The organism is Sphaerisporangium corydalis, from assembly GCF_025506355.1.
Classification (GTDB): Bacteria; Actinomycetota; Actinomycetes; order Streptosporangiales; family Streptosporangiaceae; genus Sphaerisporangium; species Sphaerisporangium corydalis.
In genome coordinates, this window is record NZ_JANZYP010000029.1 from 50947 (window position 1) to 72526 (window position 21580).

At 71.2% G+C, this 21580-nt stretch carries 22 protein-coding genes; 17 read left to right on the top strand and 5 right to left on the bottom strand.

Going from position 1 to position 21580, the window contains the following annotated elements:
• Window positions 1–79 precede the first annotated feature (79 nt).
• On the top strand, window positions 80–961 hold the full coding sequence (locus NYZ98_RS20660) for an NAD(P)-dependent oxidoreductase (protein WP_262844475.1): 882 nt from the start codon (window positions 80–82) through the stop codon (window positions 959–961).
• Between the two features lie 263 nt (window positions 962–1224).
• On the opposite strand, the gene NYZ98_RS20665 is transcribed toward NYZ98_RS20660, so the two are convergent.
• Both NYZ98_RS20665 and NYZ98_RS20670 read right to left on the bottom strand, forming a co-directional pair.
• Entirely contained in the window at window positions 1225–1881 is a 657-nt protein-coding gene (locus NYZ98_RS20665; RefSeq protein WP_262844476.1) for a TetR/AcrR family transcriptional regulator, read from the bottom strand.
• Between the two features lie 19 nt (window positions 1882–1900).
• Entirely contained in the window at window positions 1901–2620 is a 720-nt protein-coding gene (locus NYZ98_RS20670; protein ID WP_262844477.1) for a maleylpyruvate isomerase family mycothiol-dependent enzyme, read from the bottom strand.
• A gap of 322 nt (window positions 2621–2942) precedes the next feature.
• Between NYZ98_RS20670 and NYZ98_RS20675 the strand changes: the two genes are divergently transcribed.
• A complete protein-coding gene (locus NYZ98_RS20675) occupies window positions 2943–3680 on the top strand; it encodes a hypothetical protein (RefSeq protein WP_262844478.1) in 738 nt (245 codons plus the stop codon).
• A 91-nt stretch (window positions 3681–3771) separates the two neighbouring features.
• On the opposite strand, the gene NYZ98_RS20680 is transcribed toward NYZ98_RS20675, so the two are convergent.
• Window positions 3772–4974 carry a cytochrome P450 gene (locus NYZ98_RS20680; protein WP_262844479.1) on the bottom strand — a complete coding sequence of 401 codons (1203 nt, stop codon included), beginning with the start codon at window positions 4972–4974 and terminating at the stop codon, window positions 3772–3774.
• A gap of 284 nt (window positions 4975–5258) precedes the next feature.
• Between NYZ98_RS20680 and NYZ98_RS20685 the strand changes: the two genes are divergently transcribed.
• The 9 genes from NYZ98_RS20685 (at window position 5259) to NYZ98_RS20725 (ending at window position 14121) form a co-directional block, all read left to right on the top strand.
• Window positions 5259–6137: a fumarylacetoacetate hydrolase family protein gene (locus tag NYZ98_RS20685; protein WP_262844480.1), complete on the top strand. Its 879-nt coding sequence runs from the start codon at window positions 5259–5261 to the stop codon at window positions 6135–6137.
• A complete protein-coding gene (locus NYZ98_RS20690) occupies window positions 6134–7450 on the top strand; it encodes an L-fuconate dehydratase (protein ID WP_262844481.1) in 1317 nt (438 codons plus the stop codon). The genes NYZ98_RS20685 and NYZ98_RS20690 overlap by 4 nt, the downstream gene beginning before the upstream one ends.
• A gap of 36 nt (window positions 7451–7486) precedes the next feature.
• Window positions 7487–8233, top strand: a complete 747-nt coding sequence (locus tag NYZ98_RS20695; protein ID WP_262844482.1) for an SDR family NAD(P)-dependent oxidoreductase — start codon at window positions 7487–7489, stop codon at window positions 8231–8233.
• A gap of 98 nt (window positions 8234–8331) precedes the next feature.
• On the top strand, window positions 8332–9402 hold the full coding sequence (locus NYZ98_RS20700; RefSeq protein WP_262844483.1) for a sugar ABC transporter substrate-binding protein: 1071 nt from the start codon (window positions 8332–8334) through the stop codon (window positions 9400–9402).
• Complete coding sequence (locus NYZ98_RS20705) at window positions 9402–10907, top strand: sugar ABC transporter ATP-binding protein (RefSeq protein ID WP_262844527.1); 1506 nt, start codon at window positions 9402–9404, stop codon at window positions 10905–10907. Before NYZ98_RS20700 ends, NYZ98_RS20705 begins: the two co-directional genes overlap by 1 nt.
• Window positions 10900–11943, top strand: coding sequence for an ABC transporter permease (locus NYZ98_RS20710; RefSeq protein WP_262844484.1), 1044 nt, complete (start codon window positions 10900–10902; stop codon window positions 11941–11943). The genes NYZ98_RS20705 and NYZ98_RS20710 overlap by 8 nt, the downstream gene beginning before the upstream one ends.
• Window positions 11944–12282, top strand: a complete 339-nt coding sequence (locus NYZ98_RS20715) for an L-rhamnose mutarotase (protein ID WP_262844485.1) — start codon at window positions 11944–11946, stop codon at window positions 12280–12282.
• On the top strand, window positions 12279–13244 hold the full coding sequence (locus NYZ98_RS20720) for an aldo/keto reductase (RefSeq protein ID WP_262844486.1): 966 nt from the start codon (window positions 12279–12281) through the stop codon (window positions 13242–13244). Before NYZ98_RS20715 ends, NYZ98_RS20720 begins: the two co-directional genes overlap by 4 nt.
• 31 nt (window positions 13245–13275) lie before the next feature.
• Complete coding sequence (locus tag NYZ98_RS20725; RefSeq protein ID WP_262844487.1) at window positions 13276–14121, top strand: amidohydrolase family protein; 846 nt, start codon at window positions 13276–13278, stop codon at window positions 14119–14121.
• 60 nt (window positions 14122–14181) lie between these two features.
• On the opposite strand, the gene NYZ98_RS20730 is transcribed toward NYZ98_RS20725, so the two are convergent.
• Window positions 14182–15729, bottom strand: coding sequence for a serine/threonine-protein kinase (locus NYZ98_RS20730; protein WP_262844488.1), 1548 nt, complete (start codon window positions 15727–15729; stop codon window positions 14182–14184).
• Between the two features lie 276 nt (window positions 15730–16005).
• Here NYZ98_RS20730 and NYZ98_RS20735 point away from each other — a divergent pair, with 276 nt between their 5' ends.
• Window positions 16006–16596: an NADPH-dependent FMN reductase gene (locus tag NYZ98_RS20735; protein WP_262844489.1), complete on the top strand. Its 591-nt coding sequence runs from the start codon at window positions 16006–16008 to the stop codon at window positions 16594–16596.
• Window positions 16597–16628: 32 nt separating this feature from the next.
• Here the strand turns inward: NYZ98_RS20735 and NYZ98_RS20740 are convergent, their stop codons facing one another.
• Entirely contained in the window at window positions 16629–17516 is an 888-nt protein-coding gene (locus NYZ98_RS20740; protein ID WP_262844490.1) for an EamA family transporter, read from the bottom strand.
• Between the two features lie 73 nt (window positions 17517–17589).
• Here NYZ98_RS20740 and NYZ98_RS20745 point away from each other — a divergent pair, with 73 nt between their 5' ends.
• From NYZ98_RS20745 to NYZ98_RS20765, 5 genes are all read left to right on the top strand, one after another.
• Complete coding sequence (locus tag NYZ98_RS20745) at window positions 17590–18573, top strand: LysR family transcriptional regulator (RefSeq protein ID WP_262844491.1); 984 nt, start codon at window positions 17590–17592, stop codon at window positions 18571–18573.
• 238 nt (window positions 18574–18811) lie between these two features.
• Window positions 18812–19510 carry a hypothetical protein gene (locus tag NYZ98_RS20750; protein ID WP_262844492.1) on the top strand — a complete coding sequence of 233 codons (699 nt, stop codon included), beginning with the start codon at window positions 18812–18814 and terminating at the stop codon, window positions 19508–19510.
• 55 nt (window positions 19511–19565) lie between these two features.
• On the top strand, window positions 19566–19853 hold the full coding sequence (locus tag NYZ98_RS20755; protein WP_262844493.1) for a hypothetical protein: 288 nt from the start codon (window positions 19566–19568) through the stop codon (window positions 19851–19853).
• Entirely contained in the window at window positions 19850–20452 is a 603-nt protein-coding gene (locus NYZ98_RS20760) for a hypothetical protein (protein ID WP_262844494.1), read from the top strand. Before NYZ98_RS20755 ends, NYZ98_RS20760 begins: the two co-directional genes overlap by 4 nt.
• 12 nt (window positions 20453–20464) lie before the next feature.
• Window positions 20465–21580 carry a Mov34/MPN/PAD-1 family protein gene (locus tag NYZ98_RS20765; RefSeq protein WP_262844495.1) on the top strand — a complete coding sequence of 372 codons (1116 nt, stop codon included), beginning with the start codon at window positions 20465–20467 and terminating at the stop codon, window positions 21578–21580.

Sequence of the window (21580 nt, forward strand, 5' to 3'; positions counted from 1 at the left end):
TGCTCGCTCACCCCAAGGTAACCACGCACCTCAAAGTGCTCACTTGATCGATCCGGGGCTTGCGACGAGTCTGACCAGCATGAATGACACCACCTTTGAGAAGTCCCGGCTCACTCTCCTCGGGCTCGGGGCCATGGGTACCGTGCTCGCCCGTGCGTGGCTCGCCGCCGGCCATCCGCTGACCGTTTGGAACCGTACCTCCACCCGGGCCGAACCGCTCGCCGCCGAGGGCGCGACGGTCGCCGGAACGGCCGCTGAGGCGGTGGCCGCGAGCGATCTCGTGGTCACCTGCCTGCTCGACGATATCTCGGTCGGCGAGGCTCTGTCCGACGTGGATCTGACGGGCAAGGACCTGGTCAACCTGACCACCGGCACTCCCGCCCAGGCCCGCGCCCGCGCCGCGTGGGCCGAGAAGCGTGGCGCCCGCTTCCTGGACGGTGGGATCATGGCGGTCCCGCCGATGATCGGCGCGCCGGGATCCGGCGGCTACGTCTTCTACAGCGGATCTCGCGCCCTTTTCGATGCCCGCCAGGGTGCGCTGGCCATCCCGGCCGGCGCCATGTACGTCGGTGAGGATCCCGGCTTCGCCGCCCTCCACGACGTGGCATTGCTGAGTGCGATGACCGGAATGTTCGCCGGGGTCTCGCACGCTTTCGCGCTGATCCGCAAGGAGGAAATCGCGCCGAAAGACTTCGCCCCTTTGCTCGTCGATTGGCTCACCGCCATGGCCCCCTACGTGTACGGGGTCGCGGGCCATCTGGAGAGCGGCGACTACACCAAGGGTGTGGTTTCCAACCTCGCCATGATGGTCGAGGGCAATTCGACGCTGCTGCGCACGGCCGAGGAGCAGGGGGTCAGTTCCGAGCTACTGACCCCATTCATGGCCCTGATGGAGCGCCGCCTCGCTGCCGGCCACAGTAACGAGGGCACCACAGGCGTAATCGACCTGCTCACTCACTGAGGTGTGTGCCGGGTTTTTCACCTCCCCGTGATGGATGTCCACGGGACAGCCTCTAGTGGGAATAGTGGGGTCGGTTTGGTGTCAAGGGTCGGCAGGGCCGCTAGGCCAGGGAATACTGCCCGAGCCGGAGGCGAGGACCTTCTCCGCCGGGCTCGGCGCCGTATGAGGCGCCGGATTCGCGGTACCCCCGTCCCGCCGCCTCGGCGCCCCGATTGGGTGGTGCGACGGGCGGGGGCAGTGGGCGGTGGGGGTGGGTTAGCTGGTCAGGAGGATGGGGTGGTGGTCGGGTCGGGGGTGAGGAGGGATGTCAGAAGGCGTTGGGCGGCTTGGTTCATGGCTTGGTGGGTGGCTTCGGGGTCGGGGGAGCCGGCGATGGCGAGGCCGGCCTGGACCAGGGCGCCGTACAGCAGTTCCGCCAGGGGTTCCACGGGCTGGTCGGCCAGTACGCCCGCGTCCACGGCGCTCCGCAGCCCGATGACAAGCAGTCCGCGGGCGCATCTCGGGTCGTCGGAGCGCCGCCATCGCTCCCACCCGAGTACCGAGGGACCTTCGAGCAGGAGGATGCGCTGGATCCGGGGATCCACGCAGGTGTCGAGGAAGGCGGCCATCCCGGCTCGCAGCCGGTCCGCCGGGCCGGCCGCCTTCTCCGCCGCCACGCTGATCAGCTCGGCGATCTCCAGCTCGATGGACTCGAACGTGGCACGGAACAGCTCGTCCTTGTCGGCGAAGTGGTGGTAGAGCGCGCCGCGGGTGACCTCGGCGCGCTTGACGATCTCCGCCGTGGAGGTGGCGGCGTAACCCTTCTCGGCGAACAGCTCGGTGGCGGCCCGTATGAGCGCGAAGCGGGTCGCCGCCCCCTGCTCGACCTTGAGGTTGCGGGTGGCCGTCACCTGCGCCATCTTGAGATTTCTGCCCGCCATGCCCACATCGTAGGTCCCGTCAGCCTCGGTAGATGTTGACCTCCTCGGTGAGGCCGAGGGCGGCGGGGTCGGTCCGGCCGGTGGCGACGAGGAGGAAGCCGAGGGCGTCCAGGCGGACCGGCGTGCTCGCCGCGCCGTCGTCGCCGAACAGCAGTTCCTCGGTCCCTGACCCGCCGTCCAGGCCGTCGACCAGGATGCGCGCGGGGCCGTACCCGTCGCGGCGGAGCCGGTCGGCGGTGTTGGCCACGCTGGCGACCAGGCCGGCGCCCCGCTCGGAGGGCAGGCCGAGTGCCGACCGGATGTCGTCGACGTGGATGTAGAGGTCGTGCCAGATGCCGAGGGCGCCCTGCTCGATGGTGAGGCCGGGGTTCGCGCTCGGGAGCTGCCAGGACGGCTCGTCGAGCGTGCTCAGGGTCTGGATGAGGACGCCGGCCGGGGCCCGCATGAGGTCCGCCATCTCGCCGGGGGTACGGTCGCGCAGGCTGGCGGCCTGCTCGTCGGCGGTGCGCGTGCCGAAGGTGCCGGCGATGACGTCCGCGACCAGCCCGGTGATGTGGCCGGCGACGTCGCGCACCTGCCAGCCCTCGCAGCGGGTGGGCTCCCGCCACTGGTCGGCGGTGAGCCCGTCAAGGAGGGTGGCCGCGCCCTTGTAGGTCGCCTCCAGGCCGTGGACGAGCTCTCGGCCCTGGGGCCGCTTCATCGGGGTCCCGGTCTCCGGGACGTCAGGTGAGGAGGTCATGACGAGGATCATACATACATACTGCATGTACGTACATACTGCACGGACGTTCCCCGGAGAATGGTCCTCGCCTTCGGCTCGGGCGTTTTTTCCGGGCCTGGCGGCGTGCTTTGGCGTCGTGCACGCGTTTGCCGCAATCGCCGCCGTACGGGCGCCGTCTTTGCCGTACCCCGGTCCTCGTCGTTCAGAGGCGCCCGAGCGAGGCTACGGTCAGAGGTTACGGTCAAAGGGGCGTGGTCTCGGCTATCAGCGGGGACAGGTATGAGTGCGATCGGCGATACGGGAGCATCGCCCGGGAGCTCGAACGTCAGGGGAAGATCCGGTGCGTCGACGGAATTTGCTGGCGAACCTGGCGGTCACCGCCGCCGCTGCCGCGAGTTCCCCAATTCTTGGGGGCACCGCGCAGGCAAACGAGGCCCTGCTCGGCGAGGTACTCGTCGCCGGGCTGCGTGACGCGATGCTCGGCCTCGGCGGCCCGGTCGGTGACCCACCGCCCGAGCAGCTACCTGCGGAACTCTCGCGGGCGCTCGCCGACTTCCATGCTTGCCGTTACGGCAGCCTCGCCGTACGCCTACCCCGGCTGATCCGCGCCGGGCACGCGCTCGGCAACAGCGAAATGGATCACGCGCTCCTTTCACAAAGCTACGTTCTGGCAACCCGAATGGACGAGGCCGCGGCGATCGCCGTCGGACTCGGCGGGACCATGCTGCGCGACCATGGCGGGGGTTTCAGCCCGATCACTGTGCAACTGCATCTCATCTCGGCCGAGAACTCTGCCGGGGATCCGGCCGCCGCCCTTGGCGCCGCCCGGGTGATCGCACCGCAGAAACTTCCCAGCGTGGAGCGCCGATCTCGTTATTACACCGACGTCGCCGCGGCCTTCGCCCAGTTGGGGCGCCGGGACGAATGTGTTCGTGCGCTTCTGACCGCCGAGCATCATGCCCCTGAGGAGACGCATGCACGCCCGGCGGTGAAGTCCCTCATCTCTGGTCTGCTGGTGTCTGGACGCACGGCGCCGGAACTGCGCGGTCTCGCCGCTCGCAGCGGTGTCCTCACGTGACACCAAGCCGGTCCATGCGGACCGGGTCGAGGGAGACGCGGAACCGTCCCCCTGGTGCCTCGGGGTAGGGGGACGGGCGTGCGTGTGGTGGTCAGACTTCTACGGGGAGGGTTTTGATGCCGTTGATGAAGTTCGAGCGGAGGCGCTTGGCCTCGCCGGACTGGCGCAGGTTGGGCAGGCGCTCGGCGACGACCTCGAAGAGGACGCGGAGTTCCAGCTTGGCGAGGTGGTTGCCCAGGCAGAAGTGGGCGCCGCCGCCGCCGAAGCCGATGTGCGGGTTGGGGTCGCGGGCGATGTCGAAGTCCGACGGCGTGGCGAACACGTCCTCGTCGCGGTTGGCCGAGGAGTAGAAGACGACGATCTTGTCGCCCTCCTTGACCTGCTTGTCCCGGATGGTGGTGTCACGGGTCGCCGTGCGGCGGAACAGGTTGACCGGCGAGACCCACCGGACGATCTCGTCGGAGGCCGTCCGCGCGAGCGAGGGGTCGCGGACGAGGCGATCCCACTGCGCGGGGTTCTCGAACAGGGAGAGCATGCCGCCGGAGGCCGCGTTGCGGGTCGTCTCGTTGCCCGCCACCACAAGGAGCAGGATGAACAGGTCGAACTCGTCCTCGCTGAGCGACTCGCCGTTGTCCGCGGTCTGCAGGAGCTTGGTGACGATGTCGTCGCGCGGCTGCTCGCGGCGCTCGGCGGCGAGCTGGTTGGCGTACGCGTAGACCTGCGCGGCGGCGTTCGCGGCCTCGTCGGGGGCGCCGGCGTAGTCGGGGTCCTCGGCGCCGATCATCCGGTTCGACCACTCGAAGATCTTGTCGCGGTCCTCGACGGGCGCGCCGAGGAGCTCGCAGATGACGTAGAGGGGCAGGGGCGCCGCCACGTCGGTGACGAAGTCGATCGAGCCCTTGGTCGCGGCCTCGTCGACGAGCTGGTGGCAGATGTCGCGGATGTGCGCTTCCAGCATGCCGATCTGGCGCGGCGTGAAGCCCCGGTTGACCAGGGACCGCCTGCGGGTGTGGTCCGGGGGGTCCTGGTTGAGCATCATCATCCGCTGGAGCTCGCGCTGCTCCTCGGGCACCTCGTTGAACAGCGCCAGCTTCTTGCTGGAGGAGAACAGCTCGGAGTGGCGCGAAACGTGCACGACGTCCTCGTGCTTGGTGACCGCCCAGAACCCCGGCCAGTCGCGCTCCGGGTCGCCCTCGTGCCAGAACACGGGATCGTTCGCCCGCAGCCATCGCAGTTGCTCGTGCGGAACGCCGTCCCGCGCGTAGTGATCCTGGTCGACGAGGTTGATGTGCATATGACCACCTGAGGGCTTGATCAAGCGCGCTGGCCGAACTTGTTTCTGAAACGTGTTCTATTACGGGTGTGCGGACACGTCAAGGCGAGCCTACGGTGCTGAGTGACCCACGGGCGCGCCGCACAGCGTAGGGTATCCGTCCCGTTACGGAGTAGCGTGCGGCGCATTGTACGGGTGATCGATAACCATCGGATGAATATTGCCATCTGACCTCGGCGGACTTGACGCCAAGCCATCTCCGCGTAGTCTTCTCTCTCAAGACATCCGATGAATTGAGGAGACGCGTGAAGCTACTGCGAGTCGGACCACCCGGAGAGGAGCGTCCCGCGGTCCTGGACGACGCCGGGCGTACGCGTGACCTGCGAAGCCTGCTCGGCCAGACAGCCGACATCGACGGGGACTTCTTCGCTTCCGGGCTCGCGGCACGCGTCGCACACGCGCTCCGCAGGGACGAGTTGCCGCTCTTCGACGGGGACGGCGCCACCGGTGCCCTGAGGGGACGCGTCGGCCCGCCCGTCGCCCGCCCGGGCAAGGTGGTGTGCATCGGTCTCAACTACAGCGACCACGCCGAGGAGACCGGGGCCACCCCGCCCAGCGAGCCGATCATCTTCATGAAGGCGCCCAACACGGTCGTGGGACCGGACGACGAGGTGCTCATCCCGCGCGGCAGCGTCAAGACCGACTGGGAGGTCGAGCTCGCGGTCGTCATCGGCTCGACGGCGCGCTACCTCGGCTCCCACGACGAGGCGCTCGCCTGCGTCGCCGGGTACGCCATCTCCAACGACGTCTCCGAGCGGGAGTTCCAGCTTGAGCGCGGCGGCCAGTGGGACAAGGGCAAGTCGTGCGAGACGTTCAACCCGCTCGGCCCCTGGCTGGTCACCGCGGACGAGGTGCCCGACCCGCAGAACCTGGGCCTGCGGCTCTGGGTCAACGGCGAGGTCCGGCAGAACGGCGGCACCAAGAACATGATCTTCGGAGTCGCCGAGGTGGTCCGCTACCTGAGCCAGTTCATGGTCCTCGAGCCCGGCGACGTCATCAACACCGGCACCCCCGCAGGCGTCGCCATGGGAATGCCGGGCCAGCCCTACCTCAGGGCGGGCGACGTGGTCGAGCTGGAGATCGACGGCCTGGGCCGCCAGCGCCAGACCGTGGGGCAGGCATGAACGGCCGCCCGCTGATCACCGGCCTGGAGACCCACGACATCCGGTTCCCCACCTCCCGGGACCTGGACGGCTCCGACGCCATGAACCCCGACCCCGACTACTCCGCCGCCTACGTGGTCCTGCGGACCGACGGCGGCGCCGAGGGCCACGGGTTCGCGTTCACCATCGGGCGCGGCAACGACGTGCAGACCGCGGCGATCAAGGCCCTTGAGCCCTTCATCGTGGGCCGGCGGCTGGACGACCTCGGCGCGCTGTACAAGGAGATGGTGCACGACTCCCAGCTCCGCTGGCTCGGCCCGGAGAAGGGCGTCATGCACATGGCGATCTCCGCGGTCGTCAACGCGCTGTGGGACCTCAAGGCCAAGATCGAGGGCAAGCCCCTGTGGCTGCTGCTGAGCGAGATGTCCCCCGAGGAGATCGTCTCGCTGGTCGACTTCCGCTACCTCAGCGACGCGATGACGCCGGACGAGGCGCTGGAGATCCTTAAGCGGGCCGAGCCCGGCCGCGCCGAGCGGATCACCCGCCTGCGGGCCGGCGGCTTCCCCGCGTACACCACCTCGCCCGGCTGGCTCGGGTACGACGACGACAAGCTGCGCCGCCTGTGCAAGGAGGCCATCGATCAGGGCTTCACCCAGATCAAGCTGAAGGTCGGCGCCGACCTGGAGGACGACCGGCGGAGGATGCGCATCGCCCGTGAGGTCTGCGGCCCCGGCTTCCGCATCGCGATCGACGCCAACCAGCGCTGGGACGTGGGCTCGGCCATCGCCTGGGTCAACGCGCTGAGGGAGTTCGAGCCGTACTGGGTCGAGGAGCCGACCAGCCCCGACGACGTCCTCGGCCACGCCACCATCGCGCGCGCCCTGTCCCCGATCAAGGTCGCGACCGGCGAGCACGTGCAGAACCGCGTGATCTTCAAGCAGATGCTCCAGGCCGGCTCGCTGTCGGTCGTCCAGATCGACGCGGCCCGCGTGGGCGGGGTCAACGAGAACATCGCGATCCTGCTGCTCGCCGCCAAGTTCGGCAAGCCCGTCTGCCCGCACGCCGGCGGCGTCGGCCTGTGCGAACTGGTGCAGCACCTGGCGATGTTCGACTTCGTCGCCGTCGGCGGCAGCCTGGAGGACCGGGTGATCGAGTACGTCGACCACCTGCACGAGCATTTCGTCGACCCCGTGGTGATCGAGAACGGCCGCTACTGTGCTCCGACGGCGCCGGGTTTCAGCGCCGCGATGCGCCCGGAGTCCATCGCCGACCACACCTTCCCCGGCGGATCCGTCTGGATCGCCGACGCGACCACCGCACTGGAGCCATTGTGAAGTGCCCCATGGCCACGCCCGTGAAGGGAGAGGTGGATGAGTGAGTTCGGCGGCCTCGCCGCGCTGGTCACCGGCGGCGGCTCGGGCATCGGCCTGGCGACCGCCACACTGCTCGCCGAGCGCGGCGCCAGGGTCGCGTGCCTGGACGTCAACCCGCCCGGCGACCCCTTTTTCGGCGTGAAGGCCGACGTGACCGACGACGCCGCGGTCCGCACCGCCGTCGCGGCGGCGGCCGAGCATCTCGGCGGCATCGACATCGTGGTCAACAACGCCGGGATCGGCGCGGCCGGTACGGTCGAGCAGAACGCCGACGAGGAGTGGTTCCGCGTCCTGGACGTCAACCTGCTCGGCATCGTCCGCGTGACCCGCGCCGCCCTGCCGCACCTGCGGGCCTCCGATCACGCGGCCGTCGTCAACACGTGCTCGATCGCCGCCACGGCCGGTCTGCCCAACCGCGCCCTGTACAGCGCGTCCAAGGGCGCGATCCTGTCGCTCACGCTGGCCATGGCGGCCGACCACATCGCGGAGGGCATCCGCGTCAACTGCGTCAACCCCGGCACCGCCGACACTCCGTGGGTGAAGCGGCTACTCGCCGCCGCGCCCGATCCCGACGCCGAACGCGTCGCCCTGGAGCAGCGCCAGCCCATGGGACGGCTCGTCAGCGCCGAGGAGGTCGCCGCCGCCATCGCGTACCTGGCGAGCCCCACGGCGTCCGGCACGACCGGCACCGCCCTGGCGGTCGACGGCGGAATGCAGGGGCTACGCGTGCGTCCCAGGTCCTAGCCGGCGGGCACGGCGCGGCGGCTCCCCATACGAGAACAGACCCTGGCACTCTCCATGAGCGCCAGTACCCCCCGAAAACCGTTGAATAGAGGCAACTAGTGAAAATACGATCATCGGCCACCCTCGTGGGCCTGTTCGCGGTCACCCTGACGCTTTCGGCGTGCGGCTCCTCCGACACCACCACGACGCCCTCGGCCTCGGCCGGGAGCGGCTCGGCGGCGGCGCCGGCCGGCGGCGGGAAGGTCGGCATCGACTTCCCCCGCGCAGACTCCGACTTCTGGAACTCCTACAACAAGTACGCGCCGAAGATGGCCACCGACCTGGGCATCGACCTGATGCCGCCGACCAACTCGCAGAACGACGTCGCCAAGCTGGTGTCCAACACCCAGGCGATGGTGAGCCAGGGCGCCAAGGCCATCGTCATGGCCCCGCAGGACACCGGCGCCATCGCGACCACCCTCGACCAGCTCGCGAGCAAGAACATCCCCGTCGTCACCGTGGACACCCGCCCCGACAAGGGCAAGACGTACATGGTCGTCCGCGCCGACAACCGGGCGTACGGCGAGAAGGCGTGCAAGTTCCTGGGCGACCAGCTCAAGGGCAAGGGCAAGGTCGTCGAGTTCCAGGGCTCGCTGTCGTCGGTCAACGGCCGCGACCGGTCCGAGGCGTTCGCCGAGTGCATGAAGGCGAACTACCCCGGGATCACGGTCTTCGCCGAGCCGACCGAGTGGGAGGGCCCCAAGGCCTCGGCCGCGCTGCAGACCCGCCTCACCCAGCACCCCGACATCAACGGCATCTACATGCAGGCCGGCGGCGTGTTCCTCGCGCCGACCCTCCAGCTGCTGAAGTCCAAGAACCTGCTGGTGCCGCCGACCGACCCCAAGCACGTGTTCATCGTCTCCAACGACGGCATCCCGCAGGAGTTCCAGGCCATCCGCGACGGCCAGATCGACGCCACGGTGTCCCAGCCCGCCGACCTGTACGCCAAGTGGGCGCTCACGTACGCCAAGGCCGCGCTGGAGGGCAAGACCTTCGCCCCCGGCAAGACCGATCACGACAGCACCATCGTCGACGTGGGCGGCGGCCGTCTGGAGGACCAGCTGCCGGCCCCCCTGGTGACCAAGGAGAACGTCGACGACCCCAACCTCTGGGGTAACCAGGTCAAGTGATGCAGCAAACCGCCACCCCGGCCGTCGAGGCCCGGAGCGTCACCAAGCGCTTCGGGCCCACGACGGCGCTCGACGACGCCGGGATCGTCATCAGCGAGGGCGAGACCCACGCCCTGGTCGGCCGCAACGGGGCCGGCAAGTCCACGCTGGTGTCGATCCTCACCGGACTCCAGCGTCCCGACGAGGGCGAGGTGCTCTTCGCGGGCGCCCCGGCGCCGTCGGTCGCCGACCGCGACGGCTGGCGGCGGCAGGTCGCCTGCGTCTACCAGAAGTCCACCATCATCCCGACGCTCACCGTCGCGGAGAACCTCTTCCTCAACCGCCAGTCGGGCCACGGCCCGATCAACTGGCGCTCGCTGCGCGGCCGGGCGCGCGACCTGCTCGACCAGTACGGGGTGGACGTCGACGCCGGCCGCCTCGCCGGCGAGCTCGACGTCGAGCAGCGCCAGCTCCTGGAGATCGCGCGGGCGCTGTCGTTCGGCGCGCGGTTCATCATCCTGGACGAGCCGACCGCGCGGCTGGACGGCCCGGCCATCGAGCGGCTCTTCGAGCGCATGCGGGCGCTGCGCGCCCAGGGCGTCACGATGATGTTCATCTCCCACCACCTGGAGGAGGTCTACCAGGTCTGCCAGTCGGTCACCGTCTTCCGCGACGCCCGGCACATCCTGACCAGCGCGGTCGACCGCCTCCCGCACGACGAGCTGGTCGCGGCCATGACCGGGGAGGCCGCCGCCGGCTACCAGGCGCGGTCGCGCACGGTCGCGACGGGGGCCCCCGTGGTGCTGAGCGCCGAGAAGCTGTCGCTCGGCGAGCGCTACCGGGACGTGGACCTCACCGTCCACGCCGGGGAGATCGTCGGGCTGGCCGGGTCGGGCAGCAGCGGCAAGATCGGCCTGGCGGAGACGCTGGTCGGCCTGCTCGCCGCCGACGCCGGCACGGTGACCGTGAACGGGCGCACGCCCAAGCCGGGCGACGTCACCTCCACGCTGCGCGCCGGCCTCGGGTTCGTCCCGGAGGACCGGCACAAGGAGGGATTCGTCCCGCTGCTTTCGATCGCCGAGAACGCGACGCTCCCCATCGCCCACAAGCTGGGCCGGTTCGGGGCGGTGTCCCCGGCCTTGCGGCGGGCGCGGGCCGAGCGGATGATCGAGGACCTGACCATCAAGACCACCGGACCGTCCCAGCCCGTCGGGGACCTGTCCGGCGGGAACGCGCAGAAGGTCGTCATGGCGCGTGCGCTGGCCGACGACCCCAAGGCGCTCGTCGTGATCAACCCGACCTCGGGGGTGGACGTGCGGGCCAAGCAGGTGCTGCTCGGCGCGGTCGAGGACGCCGCCGAGCGCGGCGCCGGGGCCGTCCTGGTCTCCGACGAGCTGGACGATCTGCGTATCTGCGACAGGGTCGTCGTGATGTTCCACGGCCGTGTCGTCAAGGAAGTGCCACGCGGCTGGGCGGACGCCGAGCTCGTGGCGGTCATGGAAGGTGTGTCGACGCACGATGACTGAAACGACCGTGGCCTCTCCCGGCACGCCGGGCGGCTCCCAAGGCTCCCCGGGCAAGGCGCGGCCGGGGCCGTCCGGGTTCCGGATCGCCCGGTTCCGGGACCTCGCCCTGGTGCCGGCCATCCTGCTGCTGATCGTCGTGGGCGCGCTGATCGAGCCGGCGTTCCTGAGCGCCGACAACCTGACCAACGTGCTCCAGCAGCAGACAGAGCTGTCGCTGCTGGTGCTGGCCGAGGCGATGATCCTGATCGCCGGCAAGTTCGACCTGTCGCTGGAGTCCACCGTGGGCCTGGCGCCCGCGCTGGGCGTCGGCCTGGTCATCCCCGCGGCCTCCAACGGCCTCGGCACCGACTGGCCGACGACGCTCGGGATCCCGATCTGCCTGCTCATCGGCGTGCTCATCGGCGCGTTCAACGGGCTGCTGATCCTGCGGTTCAAGCTGTCGGCGTTCATCGTCACGCTCGGCATGCTGATCGTGCTGCGCGGCCTGCAGATCGGCTTCACCGGCGGCCAGAACCTGTTCGCGCTGCCCGAATCGTTCCTCTACCTGGGCAACGCCCGCTGGCTCGGGCTGCCCGCGTCCATCTGGATCTGCGGCATCGCCTACGCCATCGGCATCCTCGCGCTCGGCTACTTCCGGCACGGCCGGTCGATCTACGCCATCGGCGGCAACGTGGACGCCGCTCGCGCGGCAGGCGTACGTACCGACCGGGTGGTCTGGATCGTGTTCATGATCGGCGGCTTCCTGGCGGCGCTCTCGGGCCTGCTGATGACCGGCCGGCTGGGCTCGGTGGCCGCGGCCCAGGGCGACGGCATGATCTTCACCGTGTTCGCGGCGGCGGTCATCGGCGGCGTCAGCCTCGACGGCGGCAAGGGCACGCTGTTCGGCGCGCTGTGCGGCGTCCTGGTGCTCGGCCTGATCAACAACATCCTCACGCTGGCGGGCGTCTCGGCCCAGTGGATCCAGGCGATCTACGGCGGCATCATCCTCATCGCCCTCATGCTGGCCCGTGTGACCAGCGGAAAGGCACAGGATTAGATGCAGCGCATCGCCCTGCGCACCCGGCTCCGGCCCGGCGCCGAGGCAACCTACGACAAGGAGCACGCCACCATCCCGGCCGATCTGGAGGCCGAGATGCGCGCGGCCGGGGTACGCTCCTGGACGATCTGGCGCGACGGCCTCGACCTGTTCCACTACGTCGAGGTCGAGGACTACGCCGCGCTGCAGGACAGGCTGAGGGGCAGCGCCGCCAACCAGGCGTGGCAGCTCCAGATGAACCGTCTCCTCGACGGCGACTTCGACGCCTCCTCCACCGGCCTGCCCCGGGTGTGGACGATGGGACCGCCCGCCGGCGGGACGGAAGGAGAGGCCGCGTGAAGGACCAGGTCGTGGGCCGGGGGGCCCGGGTCACCGCGCTCGGGTTCGGCGGCGCGCCGATCGGCAACCTGTTCTCCGCGATCAGCGAGGAACGGGCGGCGGAGACGGTCGAGGCGGCCTGGGCCGCCGGGGTCCGCTATTTCGACACCGCCCCGCACTACGGGCTCGGCCTGTCGGAACGCCGCCTCGGCGCCGCGCTGCGCGACCGGCCGCGCGACTCCTACACCCTGTCGACCAAGGTGGGCAGGCTCCTGGTGCCCGCCACCGGCGGCGGGCGCGACGACCAGGGCTTCGACGTGCCCGCCGCGTACCGGCGGGTCTGGGACTTCTCCCGCGACGGGGTCCGCCGGTCGATCGAGGAGAGCCTCGAACGCCTCGGGCACGACTCGATCGACATCGTGCTGATCCACGACCCCGACGACCACTGGGCTGAGGCGGCCGGGCAGGCCTACCCGGCCCTGGCCGAACTCCGCGACCAGGGCGTGGTCAAGGCGATCGGCGCGGGCATGAACCAGTCGGAGATGCTCGCGGACTTCGTCAAGGAGACCGACCTGGACGTGGTCATGCTCGCCGGGCGCTACACCCTGCTCGACCGGTCGGGCGCGGCCGAGCTGCTGCCGCTGTGCGAACGGCGCGGGGTGGCGGTCCTGGCCGCCGGGGTGTTCAACAGCGGCCTGCTCGCCACCCACGACGCGACCGGCACCTACGACTACGGGCCCGCGCCGGCCGCGCTGGTCGACCGGGCGCGGCGCATGGCGGCGATCTGCGAGCGGTACGGCGTCACGCTGCCGCAGGCGGCCCTGGCCTTCCCCGCGCGGCACCCGGCCGTGACCTGCGTCGTGGCGGGCGCCCGGTCCGGCGCGGAGGTCGAACGCAACGCGGCCCTCGCGGCGACGCCGGTCCCCGGCGAACTCTGGGCGGCACTCGCCGAAGAGTCCCTGACCAACGGCCACCCGGCCTGAGCGCGACCGTCCCGACGATGGAGAGCCACCGATGATCGACGCGCATCACCACCTGTGGGACCCGTCCCGGCGGGAGTACCCCTGGATGGCGGGCGAGGCGTTCGCGCCGCTGCGCAGGCCGTACGGGGTCGAGGACCTGCGGAGCCGGACGGCGGAGGCCGGGGCCGAGCGCACGGTGCTGGTCCAGACGGTCGGCTCGGTCGAGGAGACCGAGGAGTTCCTCGCCCTCGCCGCCGCGTCCGACGGGCTGGTGGCCGGGGTCGTCGGGTGGGTGGACCTCACCGATCCCGCCGTCGCCGACACCCTGATGCGGCTGCGCACCGGACCGGGCGGCGACCTGCTGGTGGGGATCAGGCACGCCGTGCAGGACGAGCCCGACCCCGCGTGGCTGGCCCGCCCCGACGTGCGGCACGGCATCCGCGCCGTGGGCCAGGCCGATCTCGCCTACGACCTGCTCGTGCTCACCCCGCAGCTCCCCGCCGCCAGGGACCTCGTCCGGGACCTGCCGGGCGTCCGGTTCGTCCTCGACCACGCCGCCAAGCCGCCGATCGAGTCGGGCGCGACCGAGCCGTGGGCGGGGGAGATCAAGGCGCTCGCCGAGTCGCCCAACGTGACGTGCAAGCTGTCCGGGCTGGTCACCGAGGCCGGCTGGACGGACTGGGACGCCCCGCGCATCGCCCCGTACGCCGACCACCTGCTGTCCGCCTTCGGCCCCGAGCGGGTGATGTTCGGGTCGGACTGGCCGGTCTGCGAGGTCGCCGCGACGTACGCCGAGGTCACCGCCCTGGCCCGCGAGCTCACCTCGGGCCTCGGCGCCACCGAGCGCGACCACGTCTTCACCACCACCGCCCGCACGGTGTACGCCCTCCCGGCCTGACCGGCGCCACGGGGGAACGATCGCCGGGGTACGCGGTGGTCGCGTGCCGGGCGTGGGCGGTCAGGAGGAGCGGACGGCCGTGCCCGTGTAGCGCGGGACCTTCTCGCCCTGGCGGGTGACGCGGAAACTCACCTGGTCGGTGCCCCTGGGGGAGAGTTCGACCATGCTCGGGTGGCACTCGGCGCCCCGTACCTGGTCGAGGCGGAACCTCCGCGCGGCCGCCCCGCCGCCCGCCCCGGTCAGCCTCCCCGCGCAGTGCAGGTCCGCGCCCCACCGCATGAGGCCCGGCCGGGTGAGGTCCACCAGGCGGATCTCCACCGGGAAGACCCGCTCGGCCGTCGGGTGCTCGGCGCTGCCGGTCCAGCGGCCCGCGTACGAGAAACCCGCGTCGGCCGCCTCCTCCTGCCCGGCGTACCCCTGCCACAGGGCGAACCCGGCCGTGCCGGAGGCGAGGACGGCGGCCGCGGCGAGGACCGTGAACCGGTGGTACCACCGCCGGGGGCGGGGCTCGACCGTCTGGAGGCCGTCCCGGGAGGAACGCGAGTCGACGGTGTCGGGGCCGCCGGGCTCCGTGACCGGTTCCAGGTCGAGCGTGCTCGGGCCGTCATCGGTGACCGGGTCGAGGCTGAGCGTGCCGGGACCGTCGCCGGTGACCGGTTCCAGGTCGAGCGTGCCAGGGCCGTCGCCGGTGACCGGGTCGAGGCCGAGCGTGGCGGGGCCTTCGTGTTCGCCGGTCGGCGCCGAGGCCAGGGTGGCGCCGGTCTCCAGGACCTGACCGGCCGACCGGCCGGGCGGCGGGGCGGACCCCTGGCCGATCAGGTGACGCAGCACGTCGTCGGCGCTCGGCCGCAGCGCGGGATCCTCGGCAAGGCACGCCACCACGATCTCGCGCAGCGGCCCGGCGAGCGGGTCGAGGTCGGCCTCACCGAACAGGATGCGGCCCAGCGTCGCCTCGAAGGACCCGGCGGCGTAGGCGTGCCGGCCGCTGGCGGTGAAGGCGACCGTCAGCGCCCAGCCGAACAGGTCCGCCGCCGGCCCCGCGCGGTCGCCCTTGAGCTGCTCGGGAGACAGATAGGCGGGCGTGCCGACGGGGACCCGCCCGGTGGTGACGGTGGTGTCCATGATGCGGGAGATGCCGAAGTCGATCACGCGCGGCCCGTCCCTGCCGAGCAGCACGTTCCCTGGCTTGAAGTCGCGGTGGACGACGCCCGCGCCGTGGATGGCGGCCAGCGCGGTGGCCGTGCCGACGGCGACCCGGTCGAGCGAGCCGCCCGTACGCGGGCCGTTCACCATGACGTCGTCCTGCAGGGAGACTCCGTCGACGTACTCGCTGACGATGTAGGGCCGGTCGCCGTCGAGGTCGGCCTCCAGCACCTGGGCGGTGCAGAACGGCGCGACCCGCTGGACCGCCGCCACCTCGCCGATGAACCGGCGCCTGGCCCGGTCCTCGTCCAGCCGGGAGTGCATCAGCTTCACCGCGACGTGCACGCCGGCGGGGGAGGCGGCGAGGAACACCACGCCCTGGCCTCCCCGGCCGAGACGCCCGAGGAGCCGGTAGTGCCCGAGTCGCTCGGGGTCCTCAGCGCGAAGGGGGGCCGGCGGAGACATATGCCCATGCCTACCACGACCGCGACCGCCTCGTGTGGCACGCCGCCGATCACGCAGGGGACGGTCACCCCTGGTGGCCCGGCGGAGAACGCCCACCCCAGAAGCACCCCAGCCGGCCCGTGGAAGGGAAATAACCCGGTCAGAAGCCGTGTTCATTGCAGCCGGAACCATCAACGCGCCCGTGATGACCTCTCGAAGATCCTCGCGGCCACGCACCGGCACCGAGACGCGCACCCTGCGGCCGACCGCAGGTCTCAGCGCTGCATAGGAGACGACATGACCAAGCCGACCCTGCAGATCATCATCGGCAGCACCCGCCCCGGCCGCGTCGGCGGCAGGGTCGCCGAGTGGTTCCGCGACAGGGCGGTCGCCCACGGCGACTTCGCGGTGGAGGTCCTCGATCTGGCCGAGTTCGGCCTGCCGCTGTTCGACGAGCCGCACCACCCGCGCCTCGGCCACTACGTCAACCAGCACACCAAGGACTGGAGCGCCGCCGTCAGCCGAGGCGACGCGTACGTCTTCGTCATCCCCGAGTACAACCACGCCATCAACGCGGCCACCAAGAACGCCCTCGACTACCTGCACTCCGAGTGGGCGCACAAGCCGGCCGGGATCGTCAGCTACGGCGGCGTCTCCGCCGGCACCCGCGCGGCGCAGATGCTCAAGCAGGTCCTCGCGGCGCTGCAGATGGTCCCGCTGGCCGAGGCGGTGAACATCCCGTTCGTCCAGCGGCTCCTGGACGGGGACGGGAACCTCGTCCCCAGCGAGGTCATGGAGGCGGGCGCTATCACCCTGCTCGACGGGCTCGCCAAGTGGACCGAGGCCACCACGCCCCTGCGCGACGGCCGGGCCGACAAGGCCGCCTGAGCCGACCGCCGTAGGGGTCCTGAACAGAGGGGTCAGGCTGTCTGGGCCGAGGGGAGGGGCCGTCGGTCGCGGGCGCGGGTGGCGAGCGTCGCCAGCCCGGCCAGGACGACCGCCCCGCCGGCCAGCTCCGCCGTGCTCGGCACCTCGCCCAGCCACAGCAGGGCCGACGCCATGCCGACCACCGGGACCAGCAGCGTGAACGGCGCCACCGTCGAGGTCGGGTAGCGGCGCAGCAGCGCGTTCCACGCGCCGAAGCCGCCGAACGTGGAGAGCACGACGACGTACGCCAGCGCCGCCAGCGAGTCGGGATGGAAGGTGGCGAACGCCCCGGTGATCGCGCCGGGGCCCTCGACCACCATCGAGAGCGCCAGCAGCGGCAGCGGCGGCACCAGGCTCGACCACACCAGCAGCCCCGGGCCGGCCGGCGCCTCGGCGCGCCGCACGCACACGTTGGCCACGCCCCACGACGCGGCGGCCCCGAGCGCGAGGAGCAGCGGTAGCAGGGGCGCCTGGGCGCCCCGCCCGACCGCGATCACCAGGATCCCCGCAGAGGCGACGGCGACGCCGAGGAGCTGGCGGCGGCTCGGCCGTTCGTCCAGGGCCACGGCGGCGATGCCGAGCGTGAAGATCACCTGTGCCTGCAGCACCAGGGAGCTGAGCCCGGCAGGGAGCCCGAGGTGCATGGCCGTGAACAGCAGGCCGAACTGCGCCGCGCCCAGGAACAGGCCCACGGCGACGATCCAGCGTGCCGCGATCGCGGGGCGGGGGACCAGGAACACGGCCGGGAGGGCGACCAGGGTGAAGCGCAGCGCCGCGAACAGCAGCGGCGGGAAGTGCTGGAGGCCGACGTCGATGACGACGAAGTTGACGCCCCAGACGACGGCGACGGCGAGCGCGATGACGGAATGAAGGGGACGCACGCGACGAGTCTCGGGCAGGTCCGATCGTGCAGTCCATCTGGTTCTTCTACCTGTGGAGCGGTAGTTTTCCTACATGATCGAGGTCAGGCGGCTGCGCATCCTCCAGGAGCTCGACGCGCAGGGCACCGTCGCCGGCGCGGCCCGCGCCCTCCACCTCACCCCCTCGGCGGTCTCCCAGCAGCTCGCCGTCCTCGCCAGGGAGGCCGGCACCGAGCTGCTCGAACGGGACGGCCGGCGGGTGCGGCTGACCGGCGCCGGCCACGTCCTGCTGGCTCACGCGCACGCGGTCGCCGCCCAGCTGGAGGCGGCCCGGGCCGACCTCGCCGCCTACGCCGAGGGCCGCGTCGGGCTCGAACGCGCGGGCGCCTTCCCCTCGGCCATCTGCCGGCTGCTGGCCCCGGCCGCGGCGGCGCTGCGGGCGACCCATCCCGGCTGGCGCACCGAGATCTCCGAGGTGGAGACCGAGATCGCCCTGCCGATGCTCGCCCAGGGCGACCTGGACCTGGTGGTGGTCATGTCCTCCTCGCACCTCCCGGAGCGGGAGGACCCCCGGATCCGGCTCGTGGAACTCCTCACCGACCCCTTCGACGCCGCCCTCCCCTTCGACCACCCCCTGGCGACGGCCACCGAACAGGCCGCCGGGCGCGGCCTGGGCTCGCCGGACGGAGGGCTCGATCTCGGCGCGTTGGCGGGCGAGGAGTGGGTCGCGTCCCTGCCCGGGACCGCGTGCCGGGAGGTCCTGGAGGCCGGATGCCGCCAGGCGGGCTTCCAGCCCCGCGTCACGCACGGCGCCACCGACTTCAGCGCCGTGCTCGCGCTGGTCGCGTGCGGCCTCGGGGTGACGCTCGCCCCCCGGCTGATCGGCGCGGGCGGCGTGCCCGGCGTCACCGTACGCCCCCTGCGCGGCCCGGCGGTCCCGATCCGTCGCCTGTACGCGGCCCTGCGCCGAGGCAGCGGCACGACCCCCCTGCTCGCCGCCCTCCAGCACCAGGCGACTCTCCTCCACGACCAGGCGACGCCGCCCGGGACCACCCTCCAGGGCCCTTCGGCGAGCTGACCGGGAAAACCCGCCGGGCGGCTTTCCCTCGATTTCCTTCCCCAGAAGAAAGTGGAATTCGCGTGCACCGGATCACGACCCGGCGCGTCTCATATACGTGATTCTCGTGGACCGGTCTTTCCAGCCACGCAAATCGAACAATTCGGACAGAGTTCTGATTCCTGTACGCCGCGGGGGGCCGTGGGCGTGGAAAGGGGTCACTTCGGCATGGGACCAGGCAGGGACGGGCGGGGGATAAGTGGAGATCATAGCGGTGCTTCTCCAGGCGCTCAGCCAGGTCGGATTCGAAGCGGTGGCACGGCGCTACCTGCGTTCCTTCACCGCGCCCGACCACGGAATCGACTTCTCGGGCGGCAGCCCCGCCACCTGGCTGCAGGCCCGCCTCAACACCGCGACCGGGCTGGCGCCCACCTGGGTTCTCGTCGGTTTCCTGCGGGCCGACGACTGGTCGCGCGCGGTGCCGGTGAAATACGGCGAGAAACTGTCCCTCCGGCTGAAGCGCGGCAACTACCAGGTGGTCGCGTGGTTCTTCTCGGTCGCCGCCGACGGCAGGACCCCGATGCTGGAGGGCATCGCCACCGACACCGTGATGGTGATCAGCAACCGGCCGCAGCGGATCCAGCTGACCGGTCACGTCGCGCAGCCGACGGCGATAGACGAGATATATCGCGCGGCGCCCGATGGATTGCCGTTCAACGTTCCCTTTTCGCCGGCCCGGCGGGAACTCCTCCCCGGCACCGGCACGGAATCGAATCCCCATTTGGAAATCATCAGCATCGGCACCTGCGACGCCCGCGTGAACGGCGGGCCGTGCCGTCTTCCCATCGAAGAAGAAGGGCGGTGCGCCCGGCATCGGGCCGGTGCGGACAGCTTGGAGATCATCGCCTGGTCGGGGAGAGACGATTCCCCATTCTTCGGGCAGGCCGGCGACCTGTGAAGGCACGAACCGCCGGCCCACGTTCTTACGGATCGACGTGCAGGAAGAGAAAACGGTGACCAAGAAGATCAGGATCAATCTCCTCCACCCGACGAACTCCGCCGAAATCCTGTCGGTGGCCGTGAGCGACACCGCCACCCCCAAATTCCTGATCGCCGAGATGATCCGGGCGGGATTCATCCCGCAGCCGAACCACGTCGGCCAGTACAAGCTGCGCAACACCCGGACCGGACACCAGTTGCTCGACGACCAGGCGCTCGGGGCCGGCGGGGTGACCGACAACGCCAACCTGTCGGTCGACCACGCCACCACCGGGGCGTCCCCCGAGGAGGCGGCGCGGTGAAGGGCGCGGAACTGGCCAGGCGGCGCAAGTTCGACTACGAGATCCTGCGGGACATGCGGTGCCCGTCCTTCGACTTCGAGGCGTACCGCACCGGCGGCGACCTGGAACGCCGGGCGAACAGGGTCACCGACGCCCAGGCCGGGTCCGCCGGCCGCTACCGGCTGAAACTACGGATCCCGACGCTGATCGGGCCAGGCAAATGGGCCCAGGAGACCATCATCGGCGTCAACGTCGACGTCGCCGACTACCCCCGCGCAGAGCCGGCGACCTGGGTGATCTCCCATCCGGTGCCCTGGTCGCCGCACTTCCGCGCGGGCTCCCCGGTCTGCATCGGGGAGGAGTTCTGGCAGGCGCGCGAGGGGCACGTCACGCTGGGACACCTCGTGGTGCACATCGCCAGGATGCTCAACTGGGACGAGAAGGGGCGCGGCGGCGGGTATGTCGGCTGGAACGCCAAGGCGATCGAATACCACCAGACCCACTACGGCGGCCGTCCCCTGGACAGCGCCCTGGTGTACCCCGTGCTCCCGTCATGGCTCTACGGAGAGCCGGACGACGACCAGCCTTTCGAGATCATCACGCACCAACGGCCGCGGTGAACAGGACGCGACATGGACGAGCCCGAGTTCGAGATCGTAGAACACCACGTCAGCCTGCCCTTCCGGTCGCGCGGCCAGCACAGGGACTACGAGGTCTACCACTCACGGCACCTCGACGTCTGGGTGGCGCCCAAGACGATGACGAACGTCCGGTGGTACGCCCACATCGCCGACCCGGACGAGACGGGCGGCCTGCTGACCGGCAGGGTGCTGCGGGACGACGACGGCGTGTACGTGATCGTCACCGGGGCGGTGCGCGCGGGCGACGCGGCGGGCGGCAGGGGGCACTTCACGCTGTCGGCCGAGCAGACGACCGACCTGCGCCTGGAGGCCGCGCGGCGTGACCCGGGCGCGGACGTCATCGGCTGGTGGCACAGCCACCTGGAGTGGAGCGGGTACAGCGGGGTCGACGCCAAGACGCAGTCGATGTGGACGTCCCCGCACCACGTCGGGCTGCTGGTGTTCGCCCGGGGCCGGTCGTGGGTTCAGGCCTATCTCGGCCCGGATTCGGTGCTCATGAGCCCGCGCGACCGGGCCTCGCCCAAGACGGCCCCCGGGCCGCCGTCCCCGTTCGTCAGGTCGTCGTCCCCGGTCGCCAGGCCACCGTCCTCGGTCGTGAGGCACCCGAACGCCTCCCGGTCCTCCTCGCTGACCGTCCCCCGGATCTTCTCGCACCGGGCAGGCCCCTCGGCCGGCGCCGAACGCCCGCGCGAGGCCCCGGGTCCGCCGCCCCCCGGGTCCCCGCCGCGATGGCGGCCCCTGCTGGCCCTGCTCGCGCTGGGCCTCCTCGCCGTCCTCCTGCTGATGGTCCTGTCCGCCCTCCGCGACGGCGGGAGGGACCGGACGGTGGCCTGGTCCTGCGTGGCCGCGAACGCGCAGGCTGTCTGCCACGCGCAGACGAGCGAGCCGGGTGAGATCCAGTGGTATCTCGCGGAGCGGCAGGTCGGCGTCGGGCCCGACGTGTCGTTCGCCCTGCTGTCCGACCGTGAGGCGGTGTCGGTCGTCGTGCGGTCAGGCGAGACGGAACTCGCGGGCGGCGAGCAGTGGCTGACCTACGACGGGCTCGTCGAGCCGCAGCCGACCCGCGGCAAGGGGACCCGCTCGGATCCGGCCGGACTCGGCCCCTAG